The organism is Pseudomonas sp. PONIH3, from assembly GCF_002934345.1.
In the GTDB taxonomy this organism is placed as follows: domain Bacteria; phylum Pseudomonadota; class Gammaproteobacteria; order Pseudomonadales; family Pseudomonadaceae; genus Aquipseudomonas; species Aquipseudomonas soli.
This window is the reverse complement of sequence record NZ_CP026386.1, coordinates 2,887,355-2,911,411: the sequence shown is the minus strand read 5'-3', so window position 1 is coordinate 2,911,411 and position 24,057 is coordinate 2,887,355. Positions and strand designations below refer to the sequence as shown.

The window sequence follows — 24,057 nt, the reverse complement described above, 5'->3', positions numbered from 1 at the left end:
ACAGGATGATTTCTCATGTTTGAACGTATCATCAGATTCGCCATCGAGCAGCGCATCGTAGTAATGATCGCTGTTCTGATCATGGCGGGTATCGGTATCTACAGCTATCAAAAGCTGCCCATCGATGCGGTACCCGATATCACCAACGTTCAGGTGCAGATTAACACTGCAGCGCCTGGTTATTCGCCTTTGGAAACCGAACAACGGATCACGTTTCCTGTTGAAACGGCCATGGCCGGTCTCCCGGGCCTTCAGCAGACCCGTTCCCTGTCTCGCTCTGGCCTGTCTCAGGTCACCGTGATCTTCAAGGATGGCACTGACATCTTCTTTGCCCGCCAGTTAATCAACGAGCGGCTGCAGGTTGCGAAGGAACAGCTGCCAGACGGTGTAGAAGCCGTCATGGGTCCGGTATCTACCGGCCTCGGCGAGATCTTCCTGTGGACCGTTGAAGCCGAAGATGGCGCGGTCAAAGAGGACGGTACACCGTACACCCCGACCGACCTGCGCGTGATCCAGGACTGGATCATCAAGCCTCAGCTGCGCAATGTGCCGGGTGTAGCGGAGATCAACACCATCGGCGGCTACGCCAAGCAGTTCCTGGTTGCGCCGGATCCAAAGCGCCTGGCTACCTACAAGCTGACCCTCAATGACCTGGTCGCAGCGTTGGAAAGTAACAACGCCAACGTCGGCGCCGGCTACATCGAGCGTAATGGTGAGCAGTTGCTCATCCGTGCGCCAGGTCAGGTAAGCAGCATCGAAGACATCGCCAACATCGTGATCACCAGCGTGGATGGTGCACCGATTCGCATCAGCAGCGTTGCTGACGTCAGCATCGGCAAAGAGCTCCGAACAGGTGCTGCTACTGAGAACGGCCGCGAAGTCGTGCTCGGTACTGTGTTCATGCTGATTGGTGAAAACAGCCGTACCGTATCTCAAGCTGTCGCCGCCAAACTGGCGGACATCAACCGCACCCTGCCAAAGGGCGTGGTGGCCGTGACCGTTTACGACCGCACCAATCTGGTTGAAAAAGCCATCGCTACGGTGAAGAAGAACCTGGTGGAAGGTGCGATTCTGGTAATTGCCATTCTGTTCCTGTTCCTCGGCAACATCCGTGCTGCACTGATCACCGCGATGGTGATCCCGCTGTCCATGCTGTTCACCTTCACAGGCATGTTCAACAACAAGGTCAGTGCCAACCTAATGAGTTTGGGGGCACTCGACTTCGGCATCATCGTCGACGGTGCTGTGGTGATCGTAGAAAACGCGATCCGACGACTGGCTCATGCGCAGCATAAGCATGGCCGCATGCTCACCAAAACCGAACGCTTCCATGAGGTCTTTGCTGCGGCGCGAGAAGCTCGCCGGCCGCTGATCTTCGGTCAGCTAATCATTATGGTGGTGTACCTGCCGATCTTCGCCCTCACCGGCGTCGAAGGTAAAATGTTCCACCCGATGGCCTTTACCGTCGTGATGGCGCTGCTGGGAGCAATGATCCTGTCCGTTACCTTTGTTCCTGCAGCTATTGCCATGTTCGTCACTGGCAAGGTAAAGGAAGAGGAAGGCGTGGTCATGCGCACAGCTCGACAGCGCTATGAGCCAGTTCTGCAATGGGTGCTGGGACATCGGAACATCGCTTTCTCGGCCGCAGTAGCCTTGGTCGTGCTCAGCGGTGTACTGGCAAGTCGGATGGGTAGCGAGTTCATCCCAAGCCTCAGTGAGGGCGATTTCGCGATGCAGGCGATGCGTGTGCCTGGAACGAGCCTCACTCAGTCCGTAGAGATGCAACAGCGCTTGGAGAAAGCGGTGATGGCGCAGGTTCCCGAGGTAGAGCGGATGTTCGCTCGGTCGGGTACTGCAGAAATCGCTTCTGACCCAATGCCGCCTAACGCTTCCGACGCCTACATCATGCTCAAGCCGCAGGACCAGTGGCCGGACCCCAAGAAGTCACGTGATGAGCTAATCGCTGAAGTGCAGAAAGCCGCTGAAGGTATTCCAGGGAGTAACTATGAGTTGTCCCAACCAATCCAGCTGCGTTTCAACGAACTGATTTCGGGTGTGCGTAGTGACGTCGCTGTGAAGGTCTTCGGCGATGATATGGACGTGCTCAACAATACTGCCAACAAGATCGCAGCAGTGCTCAGAGCGGTCCCGGGCTCGTCGGAAGTGAAAGTTGAACAGACATCCGGTCTGCCGGTCCTAACCATCAATATTGACCGTGAAAAAGCTGCGCGCTACGGCCTAAATATCGCGGATGTTCAGAACTCGATCGCTATCGCGGTGGGTGGCCGTCAGGCCGGTACGCTGTATGAAGGCGATCGGCGCTTCGACATGGTGGTACGCCTGCCTGAGACCGTTCGCACCGACGTGGCGGGTATGTCTAGCCTGCTGATCCCGGTACCTGCCAATGCGGCCCAGGGCGCCAATCAGATCGGCTTCATCCCGCTGTCGCAGGTTGCGAATCTAGACCTGCAACTGGGACCGAACCAGATCAGCCGCGAGAACGGCAAACGTCTAGTGATCGTTAGTGCAAACGTTCGAGGCCGCGACCTGGGATCCTTCGTTGAGGAAGCAGCAGCCTCGCTGGATACTAAGGTGCAAATTCCCGCCGGCTACTGGACCACTTGGGGTGGCCAGTTCGAGCAGCTGCAGTCGGCAGCCAAGCGTCTGCAGATCGTTGTTCCAGTCGCCTTGCTGTTGGTCATGACCTTGTTGTTCCTGATGTTCAACAACCTGAAGGACGGCATGCTGGTCTTCACTGGTATTCCATTCGCACTCACTGGTGGTGTTGTGGCGCTGTGGCTGCGGGACATCCCTCTGTCGATCTCGGCAGGTGTCGGCTTCATCGCACTGTCCGGCGTTGCAGTACTGAACGGCCTGGTGATGATTGCCTTCATCCGCGGGCTAAGAGAGGAGGGGCGGACGCTCAGGCAGGCAGTCGATGAAGGCGCATTGACCCGTTTGCGACCTGTTCTGATGACAGCTTTGGTAGCGTCCCTGGGCTTCATCCCGATGGCTTTGGCCACCGGTACCGGTGCAGAAGTTCAGCGGCCATTGGCGACAGTGGTGATTGGTGGGATCCTGTCCTCCACCGCACTGACCTTGCTCGTACTGCCTGCCCTGTATCACTGGGCACACCGTAAGGATGAAGACGGCGAGGAGGCCGAAGTGGTTAGCTAACAGCCTCCGCTAGAGAGAAGCCCACAACACGTGTTGTGGGCTTTTTTGTTTAAAGTGAAGTAGATGCACTTACCTTTCAAAATTGTAAGTTTCTCGTCATGCCGGTGATGCCTATGCATTGCTAAGGTTATGCCCGAGAAGATTTGAAATTGAGAGGGTTTTATGAAAAAGATAATTATCGCTGCTGCACTTGTTGTTTTCTCGATGGCTTCGCAGGCCAACACTTTCTCCGAGAGCAAGCAGCTGCAATACACCAAGGAACACCAGACCGCAGTGGCTACGTACGCAGAGAAGAATGGCAAGCCAATGCCAGAGATTCAGGATTACAAATATGGTATGAAGATAGACGTTGCTAAGTTCGTGCGTCAGTCGCAGGACCCCCGTACTTGCCAAGTCTACCCACGGTTGATGACCTTCGAGGACTCCCAGGGCACGCTCAAGACCGTTCGTTACTCGATGTATTCGCAATGTATCAACAACAAGTAGTAAGCAAGTTGAACAGAACAACTAGAGCATTCATAAATGCCAGGCAGCGCCTGGCATTTTTTATTACGCCCGATACCACCATAGGTTCGGAATGTTAACGCCTGGGCCCGGGCAAACCGTGCATTAGATGTTAGCTAATTAATAGCGACGGCTCCCAACTGCAGAGGGCAATTGGAAGCCTTGACCCCAGAAGTGACGAGTTATGAAGAGTTTGATTGAACGCCCTGATGATCAAGCCGGGCATGAAGGTCATAGCCATGAGCATGGCGGCATTTTTGGCATGAACACCGAGCTGATTTTCGCGCTGATCTGTGGTGCTCTCCTGGGGGCCGGAGCCCTCGCAGGAAAACTCGACCTAATTGATCGACTACAGCTGGTTTTGTACGTGTCGGCCTACGTTTTCGGTGGATGGTTCACCACCAAGGAAGCGATCAGCAATATCCGCCAGAAACGCTTTGACATCGATTCGCTAATGCTTCTCGCCGCAGCCGGTGCCGCGAGCATTGGCGCCTGGGCGGAGGGGGCTCTGCTGCTGTTCCTGTTCAGTTTGGGGCATTCCCTTGAAAGCTACGCGATGGGGCGGGCGAAGAAAGCGATTGAGGCTCTGTCCAAGCTCGCACCGGCCACCGCTATCGTACGCAGAACAAACGGAACGCAGGAAATGCCGGTGGAGCTTCTCGTTCCCGGTGACGTTGTCATCGTGCGTCCCAATGACCGCCTGCCTGCCGATGGCTTTGTGGTTGTAGGCTCCTCAAGCATTAACCAGGCGCCGGTGACCGGTGAGAGCGTCCCCGTTGACAAGCAGCCTGTAGTTGATGCTGAACTCGCACGGAGCAAGCCAGATGCAGTGGACGCAGCCTCCAAAGTCTTCGCCGGTACCATCAATGGCGAAACGCTCATCGAAGTTGAGGTAACACGGCGCTCCACTGAAAGTACTCTGGCGCGGGTCATCAAGATGGTCAGTGAAGCGGAGGTCAGGAAGTCACCGACCCAGCGATTCACGGACCGCTTTCAACGCGTATTCGTCCCGTTAGTTTTGCTGCTAGTGGTAGGGTTGATCTTTGCCGGCATTTTCCTTGACGAGCCGTTCCGTGACTCGTTCTACCGGGCGATGGCCGTACTGGTTGCAGCCAGCCCCTGCGCGCTTGCGATCGCAACACCAAGCGCCATTCTATCGGGCATCGCCAGGGCAGCTCGTGGTGGGGTACTGATCAAGGGCGGTGCGCCGCTTGAAGAGCTTGGCTCCTTGAATGCCATGGCATTCGACAAGACCGGTACCCTGACCGAAGGGCGCCCACGTATCACCGATGTAATACCCGTAGGCGGTACGCAGATTGAGGATTTACTAAACGTCGCCATCGCAGTGGAGTCGATGAGCGACCACCCGCTGGCTGCGGCAATTGTGCGTGACGGTGAAGAGATGATTGGCACATGGCGCCGATTCCAAGCCAAGAACATGACCAACATGATTGGTCGCGGCGTGCGTGCTGAGCTTGATGGGCAGTTCGTCTGGATTGGCAAGGTCGAGATGTTCGGTACTGATGGTGTTCCCGCACTGAGCAAAGCAGCCTTGGAGGCTGCAGAGCGTCTGCGTCAGTCGGGCCGCACTACCATGGTGGTACGTCGCGCCGACAAGGATCTGGGCGCTATCGGGTTACTGGATACCCCCCGAGAGGGAGCCAAAGAGGCACTCCAAAAACTCAGAGAGATGGGCATCGGCCGTATGGTCATGATTTCTGGTGACCACAACCGCGTTGCGGAAGCTGTAGCCAGACAAGTTGGCTTGGATGAGGCTTGGGGAGACCTGATGCCGGAGGACAAGGTCAAAGCCATCAAGAATCTCCGCCTTAGCTCCAGTGTAGCTATGGTGGGTGACGGCGTGAATGATGCCCCTGCCATGGCCAACTCAAGCGTGGGCATCGCAATGGGAGCTGCGGGATCCGATGTGGCTCTGGAAACGGCTGATATCGCGCTTATGGCTGACGACATCAGGCAACTCCCCTTTGCGGTGGGGCTGAGCCGTCACACGCGATCGATCATTCGCCAGAACCTGTTCGTCAGCTTGGGGATTGTGGCCATCCTCGTTCCGTCAACCATCATGGGTTTGAGCATTGGCGCTGCTGTTGCGATCCATGAGGGCTCAACACTGTTGGTAGTATTCAACGCCTTACGTCTGTTGGCCTACCCTAAAGGCACCTAATTTTCATTATAAAAATGTCCCTGTCGACATAGAGAACGGCGCTTTTTATCGCTGCTTGTTAATGGCCAATTAAACTGACCCACCTCTGGCCAACAATTTTGACCCACCCATAGTGGCATTGGCCACCGACCATGTAGCGTCACCCGCCTTATGCACAGGCCGGGGACAGATCATTGAAGGAGTGGGTTGTGATTCACAAGATCAAGGGGTTGTATGACCAGGGCCGAGGCCTGTCGGTCCGTGCCATCAGTCGTGAGCTGGGGATTTCCCGGAACACCGTACGCAAGTATCTCCACCTGGATGAGATGCAGATCAGCGCTACCATTGCTGACCCTTCACGCACCAAGGTGCTCGACGAGCACCGCGATTATCTGATTAATCAGTTGGGTCAGTTTCCAGCCCTGAGCGCAGTCAAGCTGGCCCGTCGCCTGAGGGAGCGCACCACCGAGCTGGCGGTGTCAGACCGGAGCATTCGCCGCTATGTGCAAGCGCTCAAGCAGCAGGTTGCCAGTGGCCAGTTGCGCTATTACGAGCCGGTCGTTGAGTCAGTGCCTGGCGTGCAGTGTCAGGTCGACCCCGGTGAGCTGCGAGGCGTCATGATTGGCGGCCTGGAGCGTGTCGTTCATTTTGTGGTGTTTGTGCTGTCCTGTTCACGGCTGATGTATGTCGGTCTGAACTTCCGGCCGCTGGATACCGAACGGTTTATCCAGATGCACGACGAGGCCTTCCGCTACTTCGGCGGCGTCACCGAGGAGTGCATCTACGATCAGACCAAGATGGTGGTGATCAACGAGCAGTACCGTGAGCTGACGCTGAACCAGCGCTTCCACCAGTATGCGACTACCGTCGGGTACCGCATCCATGCCTGCGAGGGCTATGACCCGGAGAGCAAGGGCAAGGTGGAGGCCGGGGTCAAGTACGTCAAGCGTGACTGCTTCTACGGCGAGCACTTCCAGGACGAGGCCGCCGTCCGACAGCACCTGAATGATTGGCTCGAGACTGTCGCCAACGCACGCGTGCACGGCACGACGGGGCAGCATCCAAGAGCGCATTTCGAGGCACTGGAGCGTAGTCAGCTCAAGCCCTATCTCGTCCCGCAGAACCTGCTGCACGTGGCGCCGACAAGGGAGACCCGCAAGGTCGACAAGACCGGCTTGATCTCATGGCAGGCCAACAAGTACTCGGTACCCATGGCCTGGCAGCAAGCCCGTGTCGGTGTCAGCGCACAGGACAACCAGTTGCTGATCCATGACCTGGAGAGCGGTGAACTCATAGCCACCCATGACCTGTGCAAGGCCAAGGGCCGGATGATCAAGAACAACAACCATTACCGAGACCATGCCCAGCGCATTACCGACCTGGAGCGCGGCATCGACTCGATCCTGCCCGATGCCCTTGGGGCAACCCTGTGCCAACTGCTCAAGCGTACTTCGCCGCGTATCTACAAGGATCAGCTGGTTGCTGCACGCGACCTGCTCATGGCCCATGCGCCGGTTGATACGGCGTTGCTCGGCGAGTTGTGCGAGCGCAGTGAACTGACCGCCACCGGGCTCAAGCGCTACCTCGAAGCATGGCAGCAAGCCAAGGCGCGGGGCCGGATCATCGGCGACCATGACTATGCGCCAGAGGCCGGTAGCCAGGTTAGTCACGCCGACCTGAACGCTTATGCCCGCATTGGCCAGTCGACTGGCCACGGGGTGACCCAATGAGCCTGCTCGACAGCACTATCGCGCAGTACCGAAGCCTGCGCCTCAGCGCGACCGCGGGTGAGCTGGCCACCCTGCTGGCCAGAGCCGAAGCCAATGAACTGTCCTACCTGAGCTTCGCCCAGTCACTGGTCGAGCATGAGCTTAACGCCCGCTCCAGTAGCCGCGTAAGCCGCAACCTCAAGCAGGCGCAGTTCCCCTCGGAGAAGCATCTGGAGGCCTTCGATTACCGGCACCAGACCACCATCACCAAGCGCCAGGTCAGCACCTTGCTGGACTTCAGCTTTATCGACAACCGCGACAACCTGGTGTTCATCGGACCACCGGGTGTGGGCAAGACCCACTTGGCCATTGGGATTGGCCACAAGGCGGTTCAGGCGGGCTACAAGGTGCTGTTCCGCACGGCTCTGGCGTTGGTCGAGGATCTGGAGCTGGCGGAAATGAAGGGCGAGCTGAAGAAGCGCCTTAATCAGCTGAGCAAATACGACGTGCTGATCATCGATGAGCTGGGCTACCTGCCGATGACGCGCCAAGCCCGGTACAACCTGTTCCAGTTAATCAACAACCTGTACGAGTACCGCTCGGTCATCCTGACCACCAACAAGGACTTCACCAGCTGGGGCGAGTTCTTCCATGACGACAACGTGGCCGTGCCCATCATCGACCGCGTGATCCACCATTCACACATCTTTATGCTGGGAGGTGAGAGCTATCGTTTGAAGCAGAAAACCGGCGGTTAGCGGTGAGCAAGTGGGTCAATTCTATTGGCCAAAAGTGGGTCAAAATTAATGGCCATTGACACTGCTGGTGCCCAGCTTGGTGAACAGTCCCTGAGCTGGCGCATCCCTGTCCGATGACATCGCGCCGCCAGGCTATCCGGGCATGCTGATTTTTACGATCCGTCCGGGTATCTAAACCAGCGGTCTTGGTTAAAACCAAGGGGGTAGGCCCGGAACGATGGCGCTTGTCACTGATATGTTTGCCGCAGAGATTCAGGAAAATGACGTTGCCTAGCTTGCCATCGCGGTCAGACAGCATGGGCGAGAGTGGTACCAGCTGCCGATGGAAGATGATCAACCACTTCCAAAGCCGTAACAGCCATCTCGTTGCGGAGATCAAGTTGATTTTACTTAGACCGGAAGACTTGGAGCGGGGGCTTGGCTAAATCTTCTCCATATTCCGGCGAGTCCTCTTCTGGCATCGGATTTGCTGATCCTCAGTGCGCCTGCTTTTACGTTGCTTCGCAGAGTGCGAAAATTGAAGGTTTCTATGACCGGTGAACAGCTTTCTTAGCCAGAACGTGAAGATTGCAGTAATGCTGCGATGGAGATATCCCCCAATACTGGGTAAGCCCATTCTTTTCCCCATGTATAGGGGAGGTGAATTAGCAACTTTCTCGGCCGGCACCTGCTAAGGACCTGCCGAGGACCAGGAGGCGTGATGGGATTGTTTTCTGGACGGATGCGCACCTGGCAATTTCGGGCGAGGCCTCCTGAGCGTTCTGAACCGCTCAACCTGATGCTGCGTTTCTCGCTGACCAGTTTCATCATCATCGGCGCGGTGGCTCTCGGCCTTGCCGGGTTTTCAACGCGCTTTCTGGTCAATGAAAGCTTGGAACGCGATGCGTTGCTTTCGGCTCAATTCATCCAGTCGATCGCCGTTGGTGAAATTCGTCACCATGACCTGACGGGGATGAAGATGGGTGACGTCTTGTCCGCTGTGCGTTACGGCATGCTCACGCGGGGCACCGCAGAGAATCGTCAGCGGGCGCGATTAGAGTTTCTCGATCACCTGTCCAACCTTCCAGACCTTCTGTTGGCCACCATCTTCTCGCCGGACAAAGAGGTCATCTGGTCCACCAACCCTCAATTGGTGGGCCGCAAGCTTGAACACGATAGCGTGCTGGATAGCGCTTTTCGCTCAGGGGGCGAGTCAGTGCCCGGTACGACGAAGTCGAGCCTGGCAAACCAGAGCAACAGTTCACTCGGTCACCGAAAATGTTCTTCGTCGAGAACTACATTCCCTTGCTGGATGATCAAGGCAAGGTCTTGGCGATGGTCGAGATCTACAAGGAGCCAGTCGATCTCTTCGAGCGGTTGGAGCGCGGTCGCAGGCTGATCTGGGCCGCAACAGCACTGGGTGGGATGGCAATCTACTTCGGTCTGTTCTGGATCGTGTGGCGAGCGGCGCGACTGCTGACCGAGCAGCAGGACCAGTTGGTGGCAAACAAGACGTATGCCGGCTTGGTGGAGATGTCCACCGCAGTCGCACACAGTCTGCGCAACCCATTGGCAAGCATCCGCAGCAGTGCGGAACTGGCACAGGTCATGCCAAGTCAGCCAGCCGTTGGAAACATCGCGGATATCATTGCGCAGGTCGACCGGATGTCGGGGTGGGTGAATGATCTGCTGCAATACCTGCGGTCGCTGCGCGGCGAGGCAGAATCCGTGGACCTGGTGGCCATCACCCGTGAGGCGGTGAGCAGTTTCGAGGCACAGCTTCAGCAATCGCGGATTCGCACTACGCTGGCGATCAGCGGTAAGGTCGAGGTGATCAGTCACACCTTGTTGCTGGGACAGGTCCTCAACAGTGTGCTGGCCAATGCGATCGAGGCGATGCCAGAGGGCGGAGAATTGCGCTTGTCGCTAAAGCGCTCAGGCACCGCCGAAGCACTTCTGTTGATTGACGACACCGGCCCCGGGATTTCCCGTCAGCAGGAGATATCCGCGTTCAAATCGTTCTACACCACCAAGCAGGGTGGCCTGGGCATCGGCCTGTTCATGGTCAGCCAGGTGATGGAGCATTTTGGCGGCGAGGCGACGTTGCTCAACCTCGAACCGCAAGGCACCCGAGCCAGCCTGCGCTTCCGTTGCTGAACAAGAGTCAGCAGTCGTGCCGGGTCAGCGACTCGATGATGCGACACTCTTCGATCACACCGCCTTTGCAACATCCCAGCAACCGCTGCAATTCAGCCTCAAGGGCTTTCAGGTCGCGTATGCGGCTTTTCACCTGACTCAATTGTTGGGCGACCTTCGCGTCCACGGCCGCACAGGACGCTTCGCGGTGGTCAGCGAACCCCAGAAGCTCACGGACATCATCGAGGGTGAAACCCAGGCCACGGCTGCGGCGCACAAACAGCAGCCTGTCACGCTCAGCTTCCCCGTAGATCCGGTAGCCCGCGGCGGTGCGGCCACTTGGCGGCAGCAGCCCGAGCTGCTCGTAGTAACGGATGGTCACGGCCTTCGTCTGCGTCGCCTTGGCCAGTTCACCGATGCTCAACGTTGTTTCGCTCATGGAGCTTGACCTTATAGTTGCTATAACCCTGAGTCTACGCGAACCGACTTGAGGGAGCGAACTGCATGAAGTACGGCGCGGATCTATGTCCTTGTGAGTAGTGGGGCGACACGTTTGCCGCGAGGGCTGCTTGTGGCCGCTTGGTTTCTCGCGTTGGCGCTGAATGTGATGCTCTGGGGGCAGGAAGTGGTGTTGGCTCAAGCGCCTGGGGTGATTTGTCTTGTTCAGTTGATGCTGCTCGTGCCAATCCTGTGGCTGGCGTCGACAGCGCTGTATCGCCACGGCCAGAGCGCCCTTTATCGGGGGCTACTCTCAGCGGCAGCAGCAGGCACGCTGGCCTCTTCGATCTGCTGGTGTATTTGCAGCCGGACATTGGCCCAGCAGAGGGTAACATCCGCTGGGTTCGACATGCCGGCGAAACCATAGGGCCGCTGCCTTCGGCATTGCTCGCGGTTCTGATCGTAGTCTGCTTACTCAACTGCCAACTCCAGGCGTACTGGGAGGCCCGGGCAAGTCAGTGATACGCACAGAGCACCAGGGTTGACCTTATAGCCGCTAGAACCCTGATGCTTATACTCAGACCCTCGACAGTGTTGATTGTCGATTCCGCCTCAGAACTCGACCGGGCTTCTCTCTATGGATGCAACATCAAAAACGTTACCGAGCGACGCCGGGCTGCTGTTCACGGCTTGGTTGCTGGCACTCGTTTCGACGCTGGTAGTGCTGTTCGTGGGTGAAGTTATGGGGCAGGAGCCCTGCGTGTTGTGCTGGTATCAACGAGCGTTCATGTTCCCGCTGGCCATCATGCTTGCCGTCGCGACGGTACGGTGTGATTCGGACATCTGGCGCTATGCCGTACCACTCGCAGCCGCGGGTTGGCTTGCAGCCCTGTATCACAACCTTTTGTACTTCGCCGTCATCCCGGAAGCCATCAAGCCCTGCGGCACAGGTCCTTCATGCTCAGGAGTGGACATGACGATGATGGGCGTACTGCCCTTGCCCTCACTCTCGCTGGCTGCATTCACCCTCCTGATCATTCTTCTCTTGCTTCTTCGTCGGAACGCCAAACCATGAGCAGACGCACTGCGGTCATCATCATCAGCCTCCTTGCCATCGCGGGTTTCCTGGCGGCTGCATTCATCTACAAAGGTAAAGAGCCCGCACCGGAGGTGGCCGTGCCGGTGCAATCCACCAGCGCGCTGCTGCGTTTCAATGCACCCAGTTTCGGGCCCGCCAAGGCTCCAGTCACCATTGTGGAGTTCTTCGACCCATCATGTGAAAGCTGCCGGGCGTTCTATCCGATCGTCAAACAGATGATGGCCAAACACCCCGAGGACGTCAGGCTGGTCCTGCGCTATGTGCGCTTGCACGTTGGCTCTGAGGAGGCCATTCGCTTACTGGAGGCTGCGCGCAAGCAGGGTGTATTTGCGCCTGTGCTGGAAGCCGTCCTGGAATCTCAGCCGCAATGGCATGACGACGCCACGGCTGCGGCTGCGTGGGAAGCCGCTGCCTTGGCCGGATTGGACGTCGACAAAGCGCGCTCGCACATGATGTCGCCGGACATCATCGCAGCCATCGAGCGAGACACTCAGGATGCCAAAACACTGGGGGTCAAAGGCACGCCGACATTCTTCGTGAATGGCAAGCCGCTGCTGTCATTTGGTGCGCAACCGCTGTACGACCTGATCCGTAGCGAGATCAGCCAGTCACGCTGAGCGTGACCTAACTGTCAACGATGCCCCTTGTCCCTATAGTCGCTATAGGGTGTTTACTGATGTCCATCGATGCTCAGGAACTGCCTATGAAAAGCTGCTGCGGTGACAAACCCTCCAACACCAAAGGCGCTGTCGAAGTGTTCGACCCAGCGGCAGCGGCTGATGTGAATGCTCAATCCTCATCCTGCTGCCAGGGGAATTCGCCGAAGCTGTCTGCCCAGGAGTCTGGCCTTTACAAGTTAGCCGAGCCGGTAGGTAGCCCTGCACCGGACAAGCAGGAAGAACAAGCTGATGCATGCTGCACCTCAGGGGAGGCGTGCAAGGTTGAGACTGAGCAGTCCTCGGTCGAGAGCTGTGCTACAGGCTGTTGCGCTTCGTCTCCGGTTGCACGAGCCGCATCGTCCTCCACGCTGTATGCACTGGCGGAGCCAGCAACTGCCGCGAACGCTTCTACTCCGCTGTTCGTCCATGCCAGCGCTAATGTGAAGGTTGATGAATCGCGTGCGCCCACGGGAGAGCGGCGCGGTCAGTTCGAAAGATTCAGCATCGCCCAAATGTGCTGCCCAACCGAGCAGACCATGATCGAAGCGAAACTGAAGAAGGTCACCGGCATTCATGCCCTGGAATTCAACATGATGAACAGGACGATGGGTGTCTGGCACGAGCTGGCTGACAGTAGCCAGATCGTGGCCGCCATTCATGCACTGGGCATGCAAGCCGTGCCGGCGGCTTCGTCTGGGCAGGGCAGCGACTCGGCAGCCAAGGTTGTAGCGCCCAATGCCCACGTAAGCCGCTGGTGGACCATTGGATTGGCCGGGATCGCCGCAGTGTTCTCGGAAGTGCTGCACTTCACCGCCGCCGCACCTGAGTGGGTGGTGGCCCTTATGGCCTTGTTGGCCATCGCGTTGGGAGGTCCGTCCACCTACAAGAAGGGTTGGATTTCGCTGCGTAACCTGAACCTGAACATCAATGCGCTGATGAGCATTGCTGTCACGGGTGCGGCGCTCATTGGCCAATGGCCGGAAGCGGCGATGGTCATGGTGCTGTTCACGCTGGCCGAGCGGGTTGAGGCGAGATCCCTGGATCGCGCACGCAATGCAATCAAAGGCCTGATTGATCTGACGCCTGACCGCGCCACAGTGCAGCAGCACGATGGCAGTTGGCGGGAGGTCGAGGTCAAAGGTGTTGAGCTGTGGGCTATTGTGCGCGTGCGCCCAGGCGAGCGCATAGGCCTGGATGGTGAGGTGATCTCGGGGAGTTCGGCGGTCAATCAGGCTCCGATCACCGGTGAGAGCTTGCCCGTGGACAAGACTGTGGGTGACCCCGTGTATGCGGGCACGGTCAACGAGTCTGGCTCGGTCGAGTACCGCGTGACGGCCAAGGCCAGCGATACGACATTGGCGCGGATTATCCACGCGGTCGAGGAGGCACAGAACTCGCGGGCGCCGACTCAGCGATTCGTGGATCGTTTTGCCCGAATCTATACACCGGCAGTGTTCTTTTTCGCGGTTGCCATTGCGGTCGTCCCACCACTGTTCATGGCTGGCGTCTGGACCGAATGGATCTACCGTGCGCTCGTTCTGTTGGTGGTCGCTTGTCCTTGCGCGTTGGTCATTTCAACGCCGGTAACCATCGTCAGCGGGCTGACTGCCGCGACGCGGAAGGGGATTCTCGTCAAAGGCGGTATCTACCTAGAGCTTGGCGCCAAGCTCAGTTTCATTGCCTTCGATAAGACCGGGACACTGACACATGGCAAACCCGTACAAACAGATTACCGTCTGTGGGGTGAAGTCGCTGACGTTTCCCCTGAACTGATCGCGGCCAGCCTGGCGGTCCGCTCCGACCACCCGGTTTCCCAGGCAATCGCCAAAGCAGCGTCGGATTCGCTGGACCAGTTGGCCGATGTCGAGCAGTTCGAGGCGCTGCCAGGGCGAGGCATCCAGGGTGTCATTGGCGGTCACCTCTACTACCTGGGCAATTACCGCCTTGTCAGTGAGCTGAGCTTGACCACACCCATCCTTACCGGCGCCATGGATGCGCTGGAGCGTGAGGGTAAAACGGTAGTTGCGCTGCTCGACACACAACGTGTGCTTGCCATTTTCGGAGTGGCCGACACTATCAAACCTTCGAGCCAAAAGGCCATCGAGGCTCTCCACCAACTCGGCATCAAGACTGCGATGCTGTCTGGCGACAACGAGCATACCGCTGAGGCCATTGGTAGGAGCCTAGGCATCGACCAGGCGCGCGGAAACTTGCTTCCAGCAGATAAGCTCGATGTGATTGGCAAGCTCCAGAAGGCCAATCATATAGTGGGCATGGTAGGTGACGGTATTAACGACTCGCCGGCGTTGGCTAAATCCCAGATCGGCTTCGCCATGGGCGCAGCAGGTACCGGTACCGCGATTGAGACGGCAGATGTCGCGCTGATGGATGACGACCTGCGCAAGGTCCCTGCATTCGTGCAACTGTCGCGGGATACTGTCAGCATCCTCAAGCAAAACATCTACTTCGCGCTAGGGATCAAAGCACTGTTTTTGACCTTCACCCTGATGGGGCTCGCCACGATGTGGATGGCAGTTTTTGCGGACGTGGGGGTCAGTTTGCTGGTGGTACTAAATGGTCTGCGGCTCTTGAAAAAGTGAATGGCCCATTGCTGAACGGCCTGAGATCTTAGAGCGCAATTCAATCGCAAGGGAGTGGTATAGCAAAAATGATGAGCGGTTACCCTGCAATTGCCCTACACGCCTAACATTTTCTACCTAGGCTCGTGACGTGCCCAAATTAAAGCGGCGAGGGTGCATGAAGATATGCGTGAAGTGGTTTGGGTCGTAACCTATTCGTGGGCATTTGAACAAGCTCGCGAACTTGGCTGCGTCATAGTAAAGCTCACCTGCGACCGCGCTCGCCCTGACGCGCATCGCTTCTCTGAGTCATTGGGCTTTGTGCCCAGCCATATCAGGATTCAAAATGAAATTCTGAATGAAGGCTCTGCAATAGCGAGAAAGGCTGCCTTGATTAGTGGGCCAGCTGATCCTGGAGTAGAAGCACCGGGCGGGCGCAGATAGCGCACGACCGGTGCTATTCACTCACTCGTCGATACCGATACGCTTGAGGCTTTCAAGGGCCTTACCACACTCAGGTGAGCCATGCCGTAAACCGCAGGCCAAGGCAGCTTTGAGGCTCATCACACCGCCTACAAAACCGACTTGATTGCCGACTCCGTGTCCGTCCGAAAATCCCTGATCATACGCAATCTCGACAAGCGCATTGATCGCCGCCAGGGTGTCTTGTTTGTTTTTACTGTTCTGCATATCTACTCCGCGAGCATTCAGCTCATATCGCTCGGTTAGGTGGCGGCACCTTCAGGTTTGGGCTGAGCGAATCCCGCTCCCATAGCCAATCCCTTCAGGGGAGGGCAAAGCCCCGCCACCGAAAGAAAATCAGCTATTGAGAGCAGGTGGCTCGTTTTGGTCATCGGTGCTGCTCGCATCCCCGCACTGGCACTGAGTGGGTACATCCGGATAGCCGCTGTGTTTCTCGATGAACAGCGTTCGGCAGGTTTCGCACCCATAGATCCGCGGCAGAGACTTCAAACCCTCTGGCAACACATCGCTCAGAGGCTCGTTATGCCAAGGAGCTCCGTCAAGGATCCTGGAGCGCAGGATGTTTCCCAGGCGCCAGGTGTCACTTTGTGCGCGCCAGGACCACATCGGCGCAGAAAGCGAATACTGGATGAAGGTCTCTTGTGACTGCCTGGCGAGCGGGTACTTGGGGCGGGTCCAGCCGGAATCGATGATGCTGAAACCCATGCCCATTTCTGCGCTCGGATGGGTCTTTTCACCAAAGAAACGGTCATGCGTCGCTGGAGCCGTCGCATGATGGTCAGTCGGTGGGAATACCCACAAATAACACTCATCTCGGTTCACCATGCTGATGAGCTCGCTTGGCCCGCGCATAGGGGAATTTGCAGCCAAGGCGAAGCGATCCTTCCACGACATGTTGGGAGGCGGCGCAATACCAGCAGCGATGGCCAACGTGGCCGTCTTGGGGACGAACCGATCGCCGAGCTCGTTCAGATCCAGATTCTTGCAGAGGGCTTTGAAGGCCTTTTTGCGAGTCTTCGAGGTGAAGGTGGGGTCAAGAAGCAGGCGAACCTGGTTCACGCCGATTCCCGCGGTTCGTAGCACCTCGATGACCTCTTCTGCCACACCGACTGCTTGAAGATCGGTCAATCCCAAGCACTTTTTCGCACGCTCGACCGCCGCGTAGAGGTTGTACTGCCGTGTGTCGTTGTCACGACTGACCTGGATTGGGAGCTTGTCTTGGGAGGCTACTTGCGGTGCAACGGAGCCGATGGCCGCGTGGAACAGCTGGTGGATGTCCTGGTGAGAATACAGGCGGCCAGAAGCCGAAAACGAGGCGTGCAGCTGAGCAGCGAGAGGTTGAAGCAGCTTTTTGGCAGACATGACTATCCCCTAAAGAGCGACGTTGGGGTAGCTGCGCTTGTAGGGCCGTTAGACGCGAAGCTGGACGTCGAATCAGGTTCAATCATGAGTAGGAGTCAGGTTTGATTTGCTTGCACGGCCACCATGCAAAGCCCGACGCGGCAATCACACCAGATTCGCCGAGCGTTGGCAAGAGAGGTCATCGGTAAGCAAAAGCAGGTAGGAGGAGGGCGCTCCATGCTTGATCACGTCAGAAACAGGAAAGCCGGAAGCACATACAGCGCTTCCGGCTTTCTCACGTCAGACTGATGAGAGGGATCAGAAGACGTATTGCAGACGGGTCACGATGGCATTGCCGCTGTCGTCGCCCACGGTGTTCTCGTTATTGTCGGTACGCACGTTGATGTAGTTGGCACTGACTTTCACCGCCTCGTTGACGTACCAGTTCACACCCACAGTGTGGCTCTTGGCCTTGCGCTCGTTTGATTGGTCCGCTGCGGTGACCAGGTTGCCGTCTTCGACCTTGATATCGTCAAAGCGGTAGAAGACTTCCCAGGCCCCCAGTTCCTTGTTCTCTGGTTTGATAGTGTCGAACTTGGCACCGTCGAGCTTGTAGATACGCGGCTCGCCGGTCAGGGTGTAAGCCATCTGGGCGTAGTAACCGGAGGCCTTCATGTCGTTGTTGGCCTGGTCAGCTTTCAGCTTGCGGCGAAGGTATTCCGCTTGCACCGAGAACGGGCCGGTGGCCCAGGCACCTTCGAGACCCCAGACCGAATCGTCCTTCCACAGGCCATCTTGTGCGGCGGCACCGCCAAACAGCATGCGGTTACCGTTGGTGCCGGCATCGCCGCCGCCATTGGTATCTACACCGCGAACGCCCAGACGCGAACGAATCCGGGTATCGACCGCACTGTTTTTGAGGTCGCGGTAAGCGTACTGAGCACCGACGTGCAGGACGTTGCCATCACTGTGCAGTGGTGCGAACACGCCACGTACGTTGTAGCGCTTGGTGCTGTCGCCATCCGAGTTGTTGTTGGTTTCACTGAACACGCTACCGGAGACATAAGCCATGTCAGCGATGGTGCTGGTGGCTTGTACACCCATGCCGGCGTTGTCGTTGATCCAGTCCGCCAGGTCGTACGAGAGGTTCCGCTCCATGGCGGTGGTCCACTTCGAACTTGTGGCTTTCTCAAGACCGAAGTCGGTATAGAAACGGCCGAACCGCAGTTGGACCGGCTTGAAGCCGGTGTAGGTCAGGCTGGCTTCGTCGAAGTAGCCGTCGGAGTCGTTGCCCGTGTTGCGGGAAAGGTCGTAGTTGAGCTGATACTTCCAATCGCGGTACAGCACGCCGCCGAGCTCAAGGTAGGCGCGACGGAAGTACCCTGCGTCAGCGGTATCGCCATTCTTGGTGAAGACACCATCGAACCGGCCGTAATCGGCCTGAACTCGGCCGCCCAGTTTGAAACTGAATTCCTTGTCAGAAGTCGATACTTCAAGACCGCCCTTGGTCTTCAGAACGATGTCAGCTCCGTCAGTGGTTACTGTTCCGGAGAATGCTTGCGAGGAAAATGTGCGGCGGCGGCAAAAACTGAGTGCAACACCTGACCTTTCCGGTACGGTGCTGCCACTATGTCTTATACCGAACTCAGCGTTGAAGAGCGCGCCACCATTCAAATCGGTCGTACTCAAGGCTTCAGCCTGCGTAGGATTGCCTGCTTGATCAACCGATCCCCTTCGACCATCAGCCGGGAGCTGCGCCGCAATCGAGATGTCTGTGGCGGCTACTCGGCCCACGCGGCCCAGCAGCAGATGCAGGCTCGCCGCCAGGTGTGTCGACCGAAGCGAAAGCTGTTGCCGGGTGGTGAGCGCTTCGAGTTGGTGGCGCATATGCTCCGTGAGCGTTTGTCTCCCGAGCAGATTGCCGGCAAGCTGCGCAGCATGAACATTCCCAGCCTCAGAGATGCCTACGTCTGTCGCGAGACGATCTATAACGCGATCTATGCCCTGCCGGTCGGTGAACTGCGCAAGGAGCTGATCATCTGCCTGCGGCAAAGCAAGACGACACGCCGACCGCGCTCTGGTGGTGTGGATCGGCGCGGCCAGATCCCCGAGATGGTCAGTATTCATGTGCGCCCGCCGGAGATTGAAGACAGGCAGATGCCGGGGCATTGGGAAGGCGACCTCATCAAGGGTAAGGCCAACGCCTCGTCCGTCGGTACGCTGGTGGAACGCACCAGTGGCTACCTGATGCTGGTAAAGATGAACGACGCGACGGCGACTTCGGCGCTGGAAGGCTTCAGCGCCGCGCTCAATGGCATGCCGCTGGAGATGCGAAAGAGCATGACTTACGACCAGGGCCGGGAGATGGCGCGACACGCCGAGATCACCCAAAGAACCGGCGTGGCGATCTACTTCTGCGACCCGCACAGCCCTTGGCAGCGCGGTAGCAACGAAAACATCAATGGCCTGATCCGCCAGTACCTGCCCAAAGGCACAGACCTGTCGGTACACAGCCAGGAAGAACTGAATGCCATCGCACTGCAACTGAACATGCGTCCGCGTAAGCGCTTCGACTTCAAATGCCCAATCGAAGTTATGGGCGAGGTGATGCAGAAGGCCATGGCTATGCGGCATGATGCTCCAGTTTCAATTCAATGACCGTGTTGCACTCAGCTCCTGCAACCGCCTGCCTATTATTGCGGCAGCCAACAGCTTTTCCCGCATGTTCGAAGAACGGATCATTGCTTGCCTCTCGTATGTTAAGTGCTTAGGTACCGACGTTGTGTTTCGCCCTGCGCCGGCCTAAATTGATCTTGCAGATGGGAGCAGGCCACGGTTGTCACCTGCTGTAACAAGATGCCTTTGTTCTAAGCACTCTGACTAGATTGCAAGCGAATATGACAGTTGTGTTTCTTAAGTGTTAACGGGAGAGTTTCAAACCTAACAAAACTGTTACCGAACAAGCCAGTCTTTCTTATCAAAGAAGCTCTTCTTGATCAATCTTCGAATTTCCAAAACCTGGGGATTACGTATCAATTTCGATTTGATAACAAGATAGACATCTTTCTCCTCCAGGTCGTCCAGGAAACCCGGCACGGGTAGGATATTTCTCTCCAGTTTTCGGCTGTAGTCGGGCAGCACTCCAATACACGCACCACCAACGACAAGGCCTCGTGATAGGTTGTAGCTCTTGACCCGAGTGGTACCGCCCTGATGCTCAGACATTATCGATGCCCACTTTCGTGAGCCCGCCAAGATCTCTTCATCCCAAGGGACAACGAGCATGAAGTTGTGCAAATCCAAGCTCTCCACAGGAAGGGTGACGCTCCTTGAGTAGCGGCTGGAAATGAACAGCGCGTGCCCAATCCGGCCGAGCCGTTCAAACCTATACGTAGGATGGCGATCAAAAGCGCCCTCATCATCTGGGCTCACGAAAGCGATACCCACATCGACTTCACACTCAGAAAGCATCTGCGTTGTGCACTCTGAATGGATTTCCAGCCGCATTTCGGCATGATCGCGTACGTAGGCGACTAGATCGCGGTTCACGATGTCGCTCAGCACTGGCTCTGTGATCGCGATGGTAAGCCTGGAGTCCTCCTTTTCACCAGACTTGCCCAGGCCTTCAGGGCCGAAGAGTTGGCACAGGTACTGGCTGACCCTCTCGCCTGTCCGGGTCAGAGCAAGCTTGTTGTGCTTGTAGACAAACACGGGAGCACCAATGTGCTCTTCCAGTTTCTCCAAGCGTTTGCGAAGGCCTACCACTGGCACATTGAGCCCTCGGGCAGCCTGTTTGAAACTGGCACAACGTGCTGTTGCGAAAAACTCTACGGCCAGCTGATCATCAATTGGCAGATCATCCAATATGTCAGGACTGTAAGAAACAACGCTGCTTGTATATGTTTCATTTTGTGTAACCATTCGATCCCCCTTCATTCGGGGAATCTAGCTCAATGTCGTCTGACATTTCCTTATCTTGACAACATTGTAATGCACAGGTCATGCGTGCGTTATTGGCAGGCCTTTATTTCAAAAGCGTAATCCTCAGGCAATCCCTCTGATATTGTAGCGTGCTAGTCTAGTGCGCCAACTCATTACTTATCATATATAGATTCAGCTAATTAAGCATTTACATTTAGTTCACTGTTTTTTCACCTTTGCCTCCATAGGCTTTGGCCATGGAAAATCAAAACCCACCTCTTATTACCTTACTAATTCGTTATCTGGGGATCGGCTTCATAGCAACGGGAATCCATTACGTGGTGTTCCTAGTGCTGGTTACGACAGAATTTGCTACTCCGTTGCTGGCCAGTATCTGTGGCGGCATGGTTGGCGCAATCGCAAGCTTTATTGGAAATAGGGCGCTCTGTTTTGTGCCAGATGGCTCTCGTAAGTTTCAGCCTGTCAGGTTTGCACTGGTCGCGTTAGCCACAAACTTCGGCAATGGCGTGGGTATGTGGTTCCTCATCAAGTCGAATCTGTCACCGCTTATCTCCCAAGTCCTAGTGACCTTAAGCCTCACTGCACTTGGATTCATTGCACATCGTTTTTGGACATTCAATCATGCAGACATTACATCGCTTTCCCGAGCGCCCTGATCCCTTGTTAACCATCGTGGTCCCTTGCTTCCAGGAAGAGGAAACCATCCCCGAGTTCCACCAGCGAATCACCCGCGTGGTTAAGCGCTTACCCGTCTCCTGCGAAATCCTCTATGTCGACGACGGCAGTAGTGACCGGACAGCCGACATTCTTCGCCACTATCAGGATGGGTCATCTGTACGTTGCCTGTCCCTGAGTCGCAACTTCGGTAAAGAGGCTGCACTGAGTGCCGGGATAGATCATGCCCGTGGCAGTGCGCTGATTTTCATTGATGTCGACCTGCAGGATCCACCAGAGCTCATCGCGGCCATGGTGGACTACTGGCAACGCGGCTACGACGTAGTGAACATGCAGCGCAACTTGAGAATCGGTGATTCGTGGTTCAAGCGCATGAGTGCCCGGGCTTACTACTGGGTCATGCAGCGCCTGGTGGAGAAGGTGGACATGCCGGCCGATGTCAGCGATTTCCGATTGATTGGGCCTGCGCCGCTGGCAGCACTGCGGGCGCTGGACGAACGCTCCAGGATTCTCAAAGGCATGATCGGCTGGGTAGGCTTTCGTACTATCGAACTGCCCTACAATCGCACTGTTCGCCATGCCGGGAGCACCAAGTGGAATGCATCTGGCCTGTTCAATCTGGCCATCGAGAGCATCGTCAGCTTCTCTCGCAAACCGCTGCGCATTTTCAGCCTCATCAGTTTCGGACTATTCGTCTCCAGCATCTGCTACATGCTCGCGTCGCTTGTGGCAGGCAGTTTCGACATCCATCACCTGATCGTCGGAATGGCTTCATTCATGTGCGTCGGTGTCGCCATGGTGGGAGAGTACCTGGGCGTGACACTCGCGGAAGTGAAGCGCCGGCCTCTCTATTTCCTGAAGCACAGCAACAAGGTAGATCCCGTGTCACTCCACCCTTCGATGGCTTCGATCGAGGGTAAGAAATGCTGAATCTGAAGAACGAGAGGACGCTGTGGTTGATCCTGGGTTCGATTTTGCTATTGCGCTTGGTGGGGCTGGGCATCTACCCGCTGATGGACACATCTGAGGCCCGCTACGCTGAAATGGCTCGCAAGATGGTCGAGTTGAATGACTGGATCACGCCCATGTTCGACTACGGGGTACCATTCTGGGGCAAGCCTCCGTTGTCCTTCTGGACTCAGGCCGCGAGCATGACGGTCTTCGGCGTTAACGAGTTCGCTGCGCGTTTCCCAGCGTGGCTACTACACCTGGCAAGCTGTTTCATCATCATCAAACTCGGTACGCAGCAGATTTCTCGTAACGCCGGCATCTGGGCTGCCATTATTTTTTCCAGCACCACACTTGGCCTGGTCTCCAGCGGTGTTGTGCTGACTGACCCTGTTTTGTCGTTCTCGATTCTGCTGGCCAGCTACGGTTTCTGGCATTGGATGAAGTGCGCCAGCAAGGCGGATGCCTACCTGATGTTCGCAGGTCTCGGGCTGGGCTTGCTTGCCAAAGGGCCGCTGACCCTTGTGCTTATGGGGGCGCCGGCATTCGCCTGGTTCGTTATCTACAAGGAATGGGGACGGGTACTGAGGCTTCCCTGGATTAGCGGCCTTGTGCTCATGTTCGGTATATCCGTGCCGTGGTATGTCGCGGCCGAAATGAAAACGCCCGGCTTCATGGAGTACTTCTTCGTTGGTGAGCACTGGAGCCGCTACGTCGTCAGTAACTGGGCAGGGGACCTCTATGGTAGTGCTCATGCCAAGCCGTACGGCAGCATCTGGATCCAGCTCGGATTGTCGCTACTGCCATGGGCCTTGTTCCTACCACTGTTGATCCGCAAGCGTGGATCGATGCAGCGCTTCGAAGCCTACCTCTGGCTGTGGGCCTTGGCGACACCGGTCTTCTTCACATTTGCAGGCAACATTCTGTGGACCTACCTGCTACCCGCGCTGCCAGCGTGGGCCTTGCTGCTGTCTGCACGGGTCAGCGAAGTTGGCCCGAAGACCACCTGGGCTGCCGCTGCGAGCGCATTGGTGTTGCCAATCATCGGTGCGGGCATCATCTACGCCGGGGTACTAGAGGAGCGACCTCAGAATCAGCGAGATGTGGTTCAAGCCTGGCTCAATGTGCAGTCTGCTCATTCCGCTCCCCTGATCTATCCTGGCCGCCGCTCATACTCGTCGGAGTTTTACAGCAGCGGGAAGTCCGAGAACATCAAGGATCCTGCCAAGTGGCCGCAGGATGGCTCGTTCTATCTGTCCAGGCGCTTGCGAGACAGCAAGGATGGTCTGCCCGCTGATCTAGCTTGCACATCGATTACCGAAGCGAACGCCAGCCAGCTCCTGCTGTGCCATTGGAAGCGTACCGCACAAGGTGCCGAGGGTCTGGCCGGAGAAAGCAATGCGGAAACGCCTCGCAAGAACGAAGGCTAAATTCCAAGCACAAAAAAGCCAGGTTTTACCCTGGCTTTT

The 24,057-nt window shown here is 56.9% G+C and carries 19 protein-coding genes; 14 read left to right on the top strand and 5 right to left on the bottom strand.

Annotated features, from left to right (window positions below; genetic code table 11):
- Positions 1–15 precede the first annotated feature (15 nt).
- The 7 genes from C3F42_RS13460 to C3F42_RS29900 all read left to right on the top strand — a co-directional run bounded on the left by C3F42_RS13460 (position 16) and on the right by C3F42_RS29900 (position 10,445).
- A complete protein-coding gene (locus C3F42_RS13460) occupies positions 16–3,177 on the top strand; it encodes a CusA/CzcA family heavy metal efflux RND transporter (RefSeq protein ID WP_059183354.1) in 3,162 nt (1,053 codons plus the stop codon).
- Between the two features lie 162 nt (positions 3,178–3,339).
- On the top strand, positions 3,340–3,663 hold the full coding sequence (locus C3F42_RS13455) for a DUF2790 domain-containing protein (protein ID WP_059183353.1): 324 nt from the start codon (positions 3,340–3,342) through the stop codon (positions 3,661–3,663).
- Between the two features lie 202 nt (positions 3,664–3,865).
- Positions 3,866–5,863, top strand: a complete 1,998-nt coding sequence (locus C3F42_RS13450; RefSeq protein ID WP_059183352.1) for a heavy metal translocating P-type ATPase — start codon at positions 3,866–3,868, stop codon at positions 5,861–5,863.
- Between the two features lie 188 nt (positions 5,864–6,051).
- Positions 6,052–7,572, top strand: a complete 1,521-nt coding sequence (gene istA / locus C3F42_RS13445) for an IS21 family transposase (protein ID WP_081273177.1) — start codon at positions 6,052–6,054, stop codon at positions 7,570–7,572.
- Positions 7,569–8,309, top strand: coding sequence for an IS21-like element helper ATPase IstB (gene istB / locus C3F42_RS13440; protein WP_064491510.1), 741 nt, complete (start codon positions 7,569–7,571; stop codon positions 8,307–8,309). The genes istA and istB overlap by 4 nt, the downstream gene beginning before the upstream one ends.
- Positions 8,310–9,009: 700 nt before the next feature.
- Positions 9,010–9,687, top strand: a complete 678-nt coding sequence (locus C3F42_RS29905) for a hypothetical protein (RefSeq protein WP_060494134.1) — start codon at positions 9,010–9,012, stop codon at positions 9,685–9,687.
- Positions 9,624–10,445, top strand: a complete 822-nt coding sequence (locus C3F42_RS29900; RefSeq protein ID WP_256560056.1) for a HAMP domain-containing sensor histidine kinase — start codon at positions 9,624–9,626, stop codon at positions 10,443–10,445. The genes C3F42_RS29905 and C3F42_RS29900 overlap by 64 nt, the downstream gene beginning before the upstream one ends.
- 7 nt (positions 10,446–10,452) lie before the next feature.
- Here the strand turns inward: C3F42_RS29900 and C3F42_RS13430 are convergent, their stop codons facing one another.
- On the bottom strand, positions 10,453–10,863 hold the full coding sequence (locus tag C3F42_RS13430) for a helix-turn-helix domain-containing protein (protein ID WP_059183350.1): 411 nt from the start codon (positions 10,861–10,863) through the stop codon (positions 10,453–10,455).
- Positions 10,864–11,499: 636 nt separating this feature from the next.
- Between C3F42_RS13430 and C3F42_RS13420 the strand changes: the two genes are divergently transcribed.
- From C3F42_RS13420 to C3F42_RS13410, 3 genes are all read left to right on the top strand, one after another.
- Positions 11,500–11,937, top strand: a complete 438-nt coding sequence (locus tag C3F42_RS13420) for a disulfide bond formation protein B (RefSeq protein WP_059183349.1) — start codon at positions 11,500–11,502, stop codon at positions 11,935–11,937.
- Entirely contained in the window at positions 11,934–12,578 is a 645-nt protein-coding gene (locus tag C3F42_RS13415; protein WP_059183348.1) for a thioredoxin domain-containing protein, read from the top strand. The genes C3F42_RS13420 and C3F42_RS13415 overlap by 4 nt, the downstream gene beginning before the upstream one ends.
- Positions 12,579–13,132: 554 nt before the next feature.
- Positions 13,133–15,220 carry a heavy metal translocating P-type ATPase gene (locus C3F42_RS13410; RefSeq protein ID WP_059183347.1) on the top strand — a complete coding sequence of 696 codons (2,088 nt, stop codon included), beginning with the start codon at positions 13,133–13,135 and terminating at the stop codon, positions 15,218–15,220.
- A 444-nt stretch (positions 15,221–15,664) separates the two neighbouring features.
- Here C3F42_RS13410 and C3F42_RS13405 read toward each other — a convergent pair whose 3' ends face one another.
- The 3 genes from C3F42_RS13405 to C3F42_RS13395 all read right to left on the bottom strand — a co-directional run bounded on the left by C3F42_RS13405 (position 15,665) and on the right by C3F42_RS13395 (position 18,712).
- The gene (locus C3F42_RS13405; RefSeq protein ID WP_059183346.1) at positions 15,665–15,889 is read right to left on the bottom strand and encodes a hypothetical protein; all 225 of its coding nucleotides are present in this window, start codon (positions 15,887–15,889) and stop codon (positions 15,665–15,667) included.
- A 129-nt stretch (positions 15,890–16,018) separates the two neighbouring features.
- The gene (locus tag C3F42_RS13400) at positions 16,019–17,044 is read right to left on the bottom strand and encodes a hypothetical protein (protein WP_059183345.1); all 1,026 of its coding nucleotides are present in this window, start codon (positions 17,042–17,044) and stop codon (positions 16,019–16,021) included.
- Positions 17,045–17,341: 297 nt separating this feature from the next.
- Entirely contained in the window at positions 17,342–18,712 is a 1,371-nt protein-coding gene (locus C3F42_RS13395) for an OprO/OprP family phosphate-selective porin (RefSeq protein ID WP_256586299.1), read from the bottom strand.
- Here C3F42_RS13395 and C3F42_RS13390 point away from each other — a divergent pair.
- On the top strand, positions 18,653–19,681 hold the full coding sequence (locus C3F42_RS13390) for an IS30 family transposase (RefSeq protein ID WP_100774681.1): 1,029 nt from the start codon (positions 18,653–18,655) through the stop codon (positions 19,679–19,681). The two genes, C3F42_RS13395 and C3F42_RS13390, sit on opposite strands and share 60 nt — an antisense overlap.
- 294 nt (positions 19,682–19,975) lie before the next feature.
- Here the strand turns inward: C3F42_RS13390 and C3F42_RS13385 are convergent, their stop codons facing one another.
- Complete coding sequence (locus C3F42_RS13385) at positions 19,976–20,944, bottom strand: LysR family transcriptional regulator (RefSeq protein WP_059184118.1); 969 nt, start codon at positions 20,942–20,944, stop codon at positions 19,976–19,978.
- Positions 20,945–21,201: 257 nt separating this feature from the next.
- Here C3F42_RS13385 and C3F42_RS13380 point away from each other — a divergent pair, with 257 nt between their 5' ends.
- Genes C3F42_RS13380 through C3F42_RS13370 form a run of 3 tightly spaced genes read left to right on the top strand, consistent with a single transcriptional unit; the run spans position 21,202 to position 24,018 of the window.
- A complete protein-coding gene (locus C3F42_RS13380; protein ID WP_104444540.1) occupies positions 21,202–21,621 on the top strand; it encodes a GtrA family protein in 420 nt (139 codons plus the stop codon).
- Entirely contained in the window at positions 21,587–22,570 is a 984-nt protein-coding gene (locus C3F42_RS13375; protein ID WP_033726583.1) for a glycosyltransferase family 2 protein, read from the top strand. Before C3F42_RS13380 ends, C3F42_RS13375 begins: the two co-directional genes overlap by 35 nt.
- On the top strand, positions 22,564–24,018 hold the full coding sequence (locus C3F42_RS13370; protein ID WP_104444539.1) for a glycosyltransferase family 39 protein: 1,455 nt from the start codon (positions 22,564–22,566) through the stop codon (positions 24,016–24,018). Before C3F42_RS13375 ends, C3F42_RS13370 begins: the two co-directional genes overlap by 7 nt.
- Positions 24,019–24,057: the final 39 nt, after the last annotated feature.